Raw genomic sequence first — 7,962 nt, 5'->3', positions numbered from 1 at the left:
CGGCTGCAGCGCCCGCACCCGCCGCGTCCGGCACGCCCGCCGGCGGCGAACCCATCGTCTCCCCGATGCCCGGCACCATCCTGCAGGTCAAGTGCGCCGCCGGCCAAGCGGTCAAACGCGGCGACGTGCTCTTTATCCTGGAAGCGATGAAGATGGAAAACGAAATCTTTGCGCCGCACGACGGTACGATTTCTTCGGTCGCGGTCTCCCAGGGCGCGGCGGTGGAGACCGGCTCCGTGCTGTGCACACTGTAATAAGGAGGAGAGGAACATGCAATTCTCCTTCATAGGGGTCATGGAAAAGATCCTGGGCGAGTCGGGCTTTGCCGCCTTCTTCAACGACCCGCGCAGCCTGGTCATGATCATCATCGCGTTCGTGCTGCTGTACCTCGGCATCGTCAAGAAGTTCGAGCCGCTGCTGCTCGTGCCGATCGCCTTCGGCGTGCTCATGGCGAACTTCCCGCTGACCGGCATCCTGAACGAAAATTCCGGCCTGTTCTGGTTCTTCTACCAGGGCGTCGAAAAGGCCATTTATCCTTCGATCATCTTCCTCGGCATCGGCGCGATGACCGATTTCGGCCCGCTGATCGCCCGCCCGTCCTCGCTGCTGCTCGGCGCGGCGGCGCAGCTCGGTATTTTCTCCGCCTTCCTGCTGGCGCTCGCGCTCGGGTTTGACCCGTCGGTCGCAGCGGCCATCGGCGTCATCGGCGGCGCGGACGGCCCGACCTCCATCCTGGTCGCGTCCCGTTTGGCGATCAAGTACCTGCCCGCCATCGCCATCGCGGCGTATTCGTACATGGCGCTGATCCCGATGATCCAGCCGCCGCTCATGCGCCTGATCACGACCAAGAAGGAGCGCGAGATCAAGATGGAGCAGCTCCGCCCGGTCTCCAAGACCGAAAAGATCGTCTTCCCGATCGCGGTGGCAACGATCGTCATCCTGCTGATCCCGGACACCGCGCCGCTGATCGGCATGCTGATGCTCGGCAACCTGTTCCGCGAATGCGGCGTGACGGAGCGCCTCTCCGACACCGCGCAGAACGCGCTGTGCAACATCGTCACCATCTTCCTCGGCCTGTCGGTCGGCTGTAAGGCGGTCGCGGAATCGTTCCTCACCTGGGATACCATCAAGATCATCATCCTGGGCCTGCTCGCCTTCCTGCTGTCCACCGCAGGCGGCCTGGTCTTCGGCAAGATCATGTGCAAGCTGTCCGGCGGCAAGATCAACCCGCTGATCGGCTCCGCAGGCGTTTCCGCCGTGCCGATGGCGGCGCGCGTCGCGCAGGTCGAAGGCCAGAAGGCCAACCCGGCAAACTTCCTGCTTATGCACGCCATGGGCCCGAACGTGGCCGGCGTAATCGGCTCAGCGGTTGCCGCGGGCTTCATGCTCAAGGTGTTCGGCGGCTAAGCGTTACTTAACCCGAAGGGAAAGCCCCCGGTTCTGCGGAACCGGGGGCTTTATGATCCCCGCCTTGCGCAGGGGCAGAAAAAAGAGGAGGGGATCCCCGCCCTGCCATTCCCCAAACAGGGATTTTGTGGTATACTGGTTACAATTCACCGGCGCGCCCCAGGGGGATGTGCGGCGGCCGGGCAGGGGGACAAACCCATACGACAGGAGTGTATTACATGAAGCGGTTCCTCTCAATGATCCTTTGCGCCGTCATGCTTTGCACGGCGGGCGCCCCCCCTGCGCGGGCGGCGTCGGATAGCGCCGCGCAGCAGGCCGAGGCGTGCGCATACGCCCTCAAATCCCTCGGCCTATTCCACGGGGATGCGGACGGTTTTTCACTGCAAAACGCCCCTACGAGGCTGGAAGGCTTCGTAATGCTCATCCGCTTGCTCGGTTGGGAAACCGCGGCGCAAGCGTCGCCCTCCCCACACCCGTTTACGGACGTGCCCGCCTGGGGCGACGGCTATGTCGGGTACGGCTACCAGAAAGGGCTGACCAAGGGCGTCAGCACGGGGCGCTTCGGCACGGCTGAAAAGGCGACGGCGGCGCAGTACTGCATCTGGCTGCTGCGGGCGCTCGGTTACACCGAATCCGCGGGCGACTTTACCGTATCGGGCGCGGCCGATAAAGCCGTGACCCTCGGCCTTGCCGACGCTGGGCAGGCGGGGCGCTGGCAGCGCGGCGGCGCGTTCACACGCGGCGATGTGGCCAGCCTGTCCTATGCCGCCCTGCGCACGCGCAGCAAAGGCAGCCCGCTCACCCTGGCGGAAACGCTGGTACAAGCGGGCGTGTTCCCCGAGGACGCCGCCCGCGCCGCCGGCGTATGGCCGGGCAGCACGCTCCCTGCGCCTGGGGGCGCGGCGCGCGTGCCGGACGGCCTATACGAAATCTGCGCGGCCTCGGGCGGCGCGCTTACCGCCCTGCAAGAGGCGGACGGCGGGCATGGTAGGCTGTACGTCATGGCGCGCAGCGGCGCCGCCAGCCAGCGTTTCACCCTCAAAGCCCTGCAAAACGGCGCGTCCCGCCTGCTTTCCGCGGACGGCAAGGCGGTCAATGCCAACCCTGTGCAGGCGGGCGCCCTGCCCTACCTGTACACGGAAAACGGCACGGACAGCCAGTACTTTTCCCTCTACCCGGAAGGGGGCGGCGCGTACAGCATCCGCATGCTGTCGGACGCCGGCCTGGCGCTGACCAATGTGGACGGCAGCCTCGTGCTGCGCGCCTACCTGGGGGACGCGGCGCAGCAGTGGATGCTGCTTCCCGCGAAAGAAGCCGCCCCCAGCGGCGCGGTGCCGGACACTAGCCTGGTTTCCGCCAAGCTGCAGCGCCTAGCCCGCAAGTACCCGGACGGGTACCAGCTCCCGGACGATTATTATTACCAGGGCGGCATCGAGTGCATGGGCTTTGCCCGCCAGGTGTGGCATGAGCTTTTCGGCACGCAGCTTGCGGCCTGGAGTTATGCGGGCATCCCCATCACGGACAACCTCTACTGGGTCTCCCGGATCGGGCGCAGCCAATATAACGAGCAGAACATCCGCACGCTGGTCGCGCAGGCGCTGCCGGGCGATATCCTCCAGTTCGACGAGCCGAAGCCCCACACGATGGTGTTCCTCTGGCGCGACGCGGACGGCTTCGGCGTGTACGACGCAAACTGGGGGTATACCAACCAGGTGCACCTCCATACATTTCCCTACAGCGCGCTGCTCACGCAGGACAGCGACCATATCACGCTGCTGCGGTACGCGCAGTACCCGGTTAAGGTATAGCAGGCGCAGGTACCCGCCGCCGGTGGGAACCCCAAAAAAGTGCGGAATGGCAACATGGCTCCTTTTCATCCGCCCGATAATTTGCTACAATAACAGGGAGAACGGGATAAGGGCGCGTCCCGGGCGGCAAGCACGCCGGGGGCGCCGCCCGCGACAGCACAATGTGGAGGCGAAGATATGACTCAGGAACTGGATGCGTTACGCACGGAAAACGCGCGCCTGCGGGAGCTGGCCGACCGGGACTCCCTGACTGGGCTGCTTAACCGCGGCGCAACCCAGGCACGGGTCGACAGCCTGCTCCGGGAAACCGGGGGCGGCGTGCTGCTCGCGCTCGACGTGGACGAATTCAAGCGCGTCAACGACCGGTTCGGGCACCTGCTGGGCGACCAGGCCTTGCAGGAGATCGGCCGCGTGCTCCGTTATTACCTGTTTTTTAAGGACGATATCGCAGGCCGCGTCGGCGGGGACGAGTTCGTCCTCTTCCTGACCGGCACCCACGCGCCGGAATTTATCGAATCCAAGGCCGGCCAGCTGCGCCAGCGCGTCATGCAGATCGGGCGCGACCTGGGCGTGGCGCGCAGGCTGGGCATCACGGTCGGCGTGGCCTACGCCCGCGAAGGCGACGATTACCGCGCCCTGTTTGAACGCGCCGACCAGGCGCTGCTGGCGGGCAAGCAGGCCAAAAACGGCACGGCCGTCTTTTACGAAGAGGGCATGCAGGTCACCGAGCGCCCCGCTACGCCGGGCGGCGCCCCTGTGGAGGCCGAGGGCATCAGCGCCGACATGGTGCAGATCCGCCGGCAGCTCCGCGAGCAGGAAGTCGAGCCGGGCGCGTATTGCCAGGATTACGCGACGTTCCAGTGCATTTACCGCTTTGTCGAACGCGGGTTGCTGCGCTCGACGAACAGCGTCTACCTGCTGCTCATCACCCTGACCGACCGCGCCGGAGGCTATCTCCCGCCCGACCTGCGCGAAACGATGGTCGGCCTGCTCAAGGGCACGATCCAGTCGTCCCTGCGCCTGGGCGACGTGTTTACACAGTATTCCAGCGGCCAGTTCTTGATCATGGTCGTCGGCGCATCGCACGAAAACGCCGAGATGATCAGCGGCCGCATCAGCCTGCGGTACAGCGAGGCGCTGCCTAGCGGCGTGGACGTGTGCCTGCAGCACGATATCTACCCGCTGGAGGCCGCCGCAGGCAAATAAAAACCGTAAGAACCCCCGCCATGCCCGGAAAGGCCACGGCGGGGGTTCTTTTGCAGTTTTGTTCAGCCAGCCGCCTTTTTCCTGCCCCAAAACAACAGGAACACCACAAAAAGCAGCGAAAAGATCAGGCCGTCCACCGTGATGGCCACCGGCAGGCTCGTATGGTCGGCGACCGCGCCAATGATATAGGGCGCGACGGCGTTTGCGAAAAAGCTGAACAGGTACGCGAGCGACAGCGTCGTGCCGCTGTCATACGCCGGGTCGTCCACTAGCCCCGAGGCGAGGAATGGCCAGCAGCCCGACAGGAACAGGCCGAGCACCGCGGCGGCAATCCAGATGCCCGCGCCGCGCAGGTGCGGCAGCGCGAGCACGCAGGCCGCGCCCACCGGGATCAGCACCATCAGGATGCGGCGCACCGGCACCGTGCGCGCGAGCCGCGCGCAGGCCAGGCGGCCGATGAACAGCCCCGTCCAGATCAGGCCGGGCACGGCCGAACCCGCGAGCGAGGAAAACCCGAGGTCGCGCGTCAGATAGGTCACCAGCCAGCTGCAAATGGCGGTCTCCGCGCCCGCATACAGCGCCAGGCACAGGAATGTCGGATGGAACCGGCGCTGCCGGAGGATGGCCAGCAGCTCCCGCGCGCCGCCCGCAGGCTCCTGTGGCAGCGCCGGGAATACGACGCGCACGAACAGGATGGAAGCCGCGAACGTCAGAACCGCGAAAAACAGGTAACTCATGCGCCAGGACAGGCCGAGCGTCAACACCGCGCCCGACCATAGCAGCCCGCCGCACGCGCCGAGCGCGCTGAACGCCTGCACCCCCGCCACCGACGAGGCCGCGCCGTCCACCGACAGCGCGGAGCAGATCGATACGCTCGCGACCTGTATGACCAGCACGATGAACCCGAGCAGGAACAGGATGGCGCAGATGGCCAAGAAGTGCGGCGCGGCCGCCATCAGCCCGGTCAGCGCCGCCATGGCGAACATGCTTGCGCGCAGCGCGCGCGGCTTGCCGAATACGCTGAGGAGCTTGCCGCAGAAAATACACGCGACGAAGTTCCCGGCGTAAAATACCAGGAACAGCGCGCCGGTGTCCTGCAGGCTGGCATGGAAGTCGCCGCCGATGGACAGGATCAGCGGCGAAAGCATATTGGTGCACAGGGCAAACAGGAAGGTGGACAGTTTGCAAAGGCGCTGCTGTACGGGGTACTGCATAGGCGGGAACCTCTTTTCTAGTCGTTCTCCGTCCATTATAGCAGAGGGCACGGCGCGGCGGAATGCGATTTCTTGCCAAATCTCACAAGCCGCGCGGGCGGCGCAAATGGGAAAAGCCCCCTACCCGGCGCACCGGGTAGGGGGCTTTTCTATGCCTTATGGCGCGGGGGGCGGGAAATCCAGGATCATCTGGTCGTAGGGCAGCGGCTTGTAGCCGATGGATTCGTACAGCCGGATCGCGCGGGCGTTGTCCCGCGTGACCTCGAGCCGGAAGCGGTTCGCCCCCGGATAGGCCTCGCGCGCCTGATCGAGCAGCGCGCGCCCGACGCCCTTGCCGCGCGCCTGGGGCAGCGTCAGCAGTTCCTCGACCCACACGGTCAGGCCGCCCGCCTCGTTCGACCAGGTGATGGCGAGCAGGATGAACCCGAGCGGCGCGCCGCCCTCTCCCGCGAGGAAGGCGTCGGCATAGGGCGTGCCCGCCATGAGCGCGTCAAACGTGCGCGCGGCGTGGTGCGCGGGGACGGGGTGGTCGACCGCGTCGCCGTCCGCGTAAAAGGCCGCCGCGAGCCCCAGATAGGCCTGCCGGTCATCCGGCGTAAATCTGCGGATCACCATGGCTTAAATCTGGGCGAGCGCCTGGTCGAGGTCGGCGATGATGTCCTCCACGTTTTCAAGGCCTACGGACACGCGCACAAGGCCGGGCTGGATGCCCGCCGCGGCCAGCTGCTCGTCGGTCAGCTGGCGGTGCGTCTCGGAGGCCGGGTGCAGCACGCAGGTGCGGATATCCGCGACATGCACCTCGTTGCAGGCGAGCTGCAGGCTGTCCATGAATTTCATCGCGTCCTCGCGGCCGCCCTTGATGTCGATGGACATGACGCCGGACGTGCCGAGCGGCAGGTACTTCTGCGCGCGCTCATAGTGCTCGTTGCCGGGCAGCGCGGGATAGCGAACGGACGCGATTTTGCCCGACGCTTCCAGGTGCCGGGCGACGGCCAGCGCGTTTTCGCAGTACTGCTTCATGCGCACGGGCAGCGTTTCCAAGCCGAGGTTCAGCAGGAAGGCCGAGTGCGCCGCCGGATAGCAGCCGAAATCGCGCATCAGCTGCATGCGCGCCTTGATAATGTAGGCGATATTGCCGAACTCGCGGGTGTACACCACGCCGTGGTAGCTTTCGTCCGGCTCGGTGAAGTCGGGGAACTTGCCCGAGGCCGCCCAGTCGAACTTGCCGCCGTCCACGATGACGCCACCGCCCTGCACGGCGTGGCCGTCCATGTACTTGGTGGTCGAGTGGATGACGACGTCCGCGCCGAACTCGGCCGGGCGGCACAGGATGGGCGTGGCGAAGGTATTGTCCACGATCAGCGGCACACCGTTTTTGTGCGCGATCCCCGCCCACTTTTCAATGTCCAGCACGGTCAGCGCGGGGTTGGCGAGCGTCTCGCCGAACACGGCCTTGGTATTGGGCTTGAACAGCTTCTGGATTTCCTCCGCGGGGGCCTCCGCGTCCGCCCAGATGCACTCGATGCCGAGCTTTTTGAGCGTCACGCCGAACAGGTTGATCGTGCCGCCGTAAATGGTGGTGGCCGCGATAAAGCTGTCGCCCGCCGAGCACAGGTTCAGGATGGACAGCAGGCTCGCCGCCTGCCCCGAGGAGGTCAGCATGGCCGCGGCGCCGCCCTCGAGCGCGGCGATCTTCTTCTCGACCGCGTCGCAGGTCGGGTTGGCGAAACGGGAGTACATATACTCGGTCGGCATGTCGAACAGCGAGGCGATTTTAGCGGTCGAGTCGAAGCGGTAGGTGGTCGACTGGACAATCGGCATCACGCCGGGGCCGCCGTTTTCAGGCTTGTAGCCTTCATGCAGGCATTTGGTCTCAATCTTCATGGTATTTCCTCCATCTGTATCTTAAAAATTCATATTGCCATACCATACGCACGGGGCGGCGCGGCCCCGTGCCCTTAGCTTTAATTGTAACATGCGCGCCCCTTAAGTCAAGCAAAACCTTGTTTCCGGCCACTTTGGCTGCTATAATGTAGGGAGCAGAGAAAAAGGAGCGTAGTTTTTTATGGAACAGAGCAAAATCGACCGCATCAACGCACTGGCGAAAAAGGCCAAGGCCGATGGTCTGACCCCGGCCGAGCAGGCCGAGCAGAAGGCGCTGCGGGAAGAATATATCGCGGGCTTCCGCGCGAGCCTGAAGGCGCAGCTTGACAATACCGTCGTTTTGAACCCGGACGGCACATCCTACCGCCTGCGCCCCAAGAAATGACCAGATTCCCCCTGCCCGCCCCGGCGCAGCGCGCCATCGGGATGCTGGAATCGGCGGG

8 protein-coding genes are annotated in these 7,962 nt (G+C 65.2%); 5 read left to right on the top strand and 3 right to left on the bottom strand.

What is annotated here, in order from left to right; translation table 11 throughout:
• From CZ203_RS11545 to CZ203_RS11530, 4 genes are all read left to right on the top strand, one after another.
• Window positions 1-254 (top strand): acetyl-CoA carboxylase biotin carboxyl carrier protein subunit (locus tag CZ203_RS11545; protein WP_087066282.1); only part of this gene is annotated, 254 nt, incomplete at its 5' end.
• A gap of 16 nt (window positions 255-270) precedes the next feature.
• Entirely contained in the window at window positions 271-1,407 is a 1,137-nt protein-coding gene (locus CZ203_RS11540) for a sodium ion-translocating decarboxylase subunit beta (protein WP_087066281.1), read from the top strand.
• Window positions 1,408-1,625: 218 nt separating this feature from the next.
• Window positions 1,626-3,215 carry an RICIN domain-containing protein gene (locus tag CZ203_RS11535; RefSeq protein ID WP_087066280.1) on the top strand — a complete coding sequence of 530 codons (1,590 nt, stop codon included), beginning with the start codon at window positions 1,626-1,628 and terminating at the stop codon, window positions 3,213-3,215.
• 177 nt (window positions 3,216-3,392) lie between these two features.
• Window positions 3,393-4,421: a GGDEF domain-containing protein gene (locus CZ203_RS11530; RefSeq protein WP_087066279.1), complete on the top strand. Its 1,029-nt coding sequence runs from the start codon at window positions 3,393-3,395 to the stop codon at window positions 4,419-4,421.
• A 62-nt stretch (window positions 4,422-4,483) separates the two neighbouring features.
• Here CZ203_RS11530 and CZ203_RS11525 read toward each other — a convergent pair whose 3' ends face one another.
• The 3 genes from CZ203_RS11525 to CZ203_RS11515 all read right to left on the bottom strand — a co-directional run bounded on the left by CZ203_RS11525 (window position 4,484) and on the right by CZ203_RS11515 (window position 7,519).
• Window positions 4,484-5,635, bottom strand: a complete 1,152-nt coding sequence (locus CZ203_RS11525) for an MFS transporter (RefSeq protein ID WP_159456494.1) — start codon at window positions 5,633-5,635, stop codon at window positions 4,484-4,486.
• Window positions 5,636-5,791: 156 nt separating this feature from the next.
• Entirely contained in the window at window positions 5,792-6,250 is a 459-nt protein-coding gene (locus CZ203_RS11520; protein ID WP_087066277.1) for a GNAT family N-acetyltransferase, read from the bottom strand.
• Between the two features lie 3 nt (window positions 6,251-6,253).
• Window positions 6,254-7,519 carry an O-acetylhomoserine aminocarboxypropyltransferase/cysteine synthase family protein gene (locus CZ203_RS11515; protein WP_087066276.1) on the bottom strand — a complete coding sequence of 422 codons (1,266 nt, stop codon included), beginning with the start codon at window positions 7,517-7,519 and terminating at the stop codon, window positions 6,254-6,256.
• Between the two features lie 181 nt (window positions 7,520-7,700).
• Here CZ203_RS11515 and CZ203_RS11510 point away from each other — a divergent pair, with 181 nt between their 5' ends.
• Window positions 7,701-7,904 carry a DUF896 domain-containing protein gene (locus tag CZ203_RS11510; protein WP_087066275.1) on the top strand — a complete coding sequence of 68 codons (204 nt, stop codon included), beginning with the start codon at window positions 7,701-7,703 and terminating at the stop codon, window positions 7,902-7,904.
• The last annotated feature ends 58 nt before the right edge of the window (window positions 7,905-7,962 follow it).

This window comes from Intestinibacillus massiliensis, assembly GCF_900155735.1.
Classification (GTDB): Bacteria; Bacillota; Clostridia; order Oscillospirales; family Butyricicoccaceae; genus Intestinibacillus; species Intestinibacillus massiliensis.
Note: the sequence above shows the minus strand (reverse complement) of the source record. Positions and strands in the feature narration are given on the sequence as shown.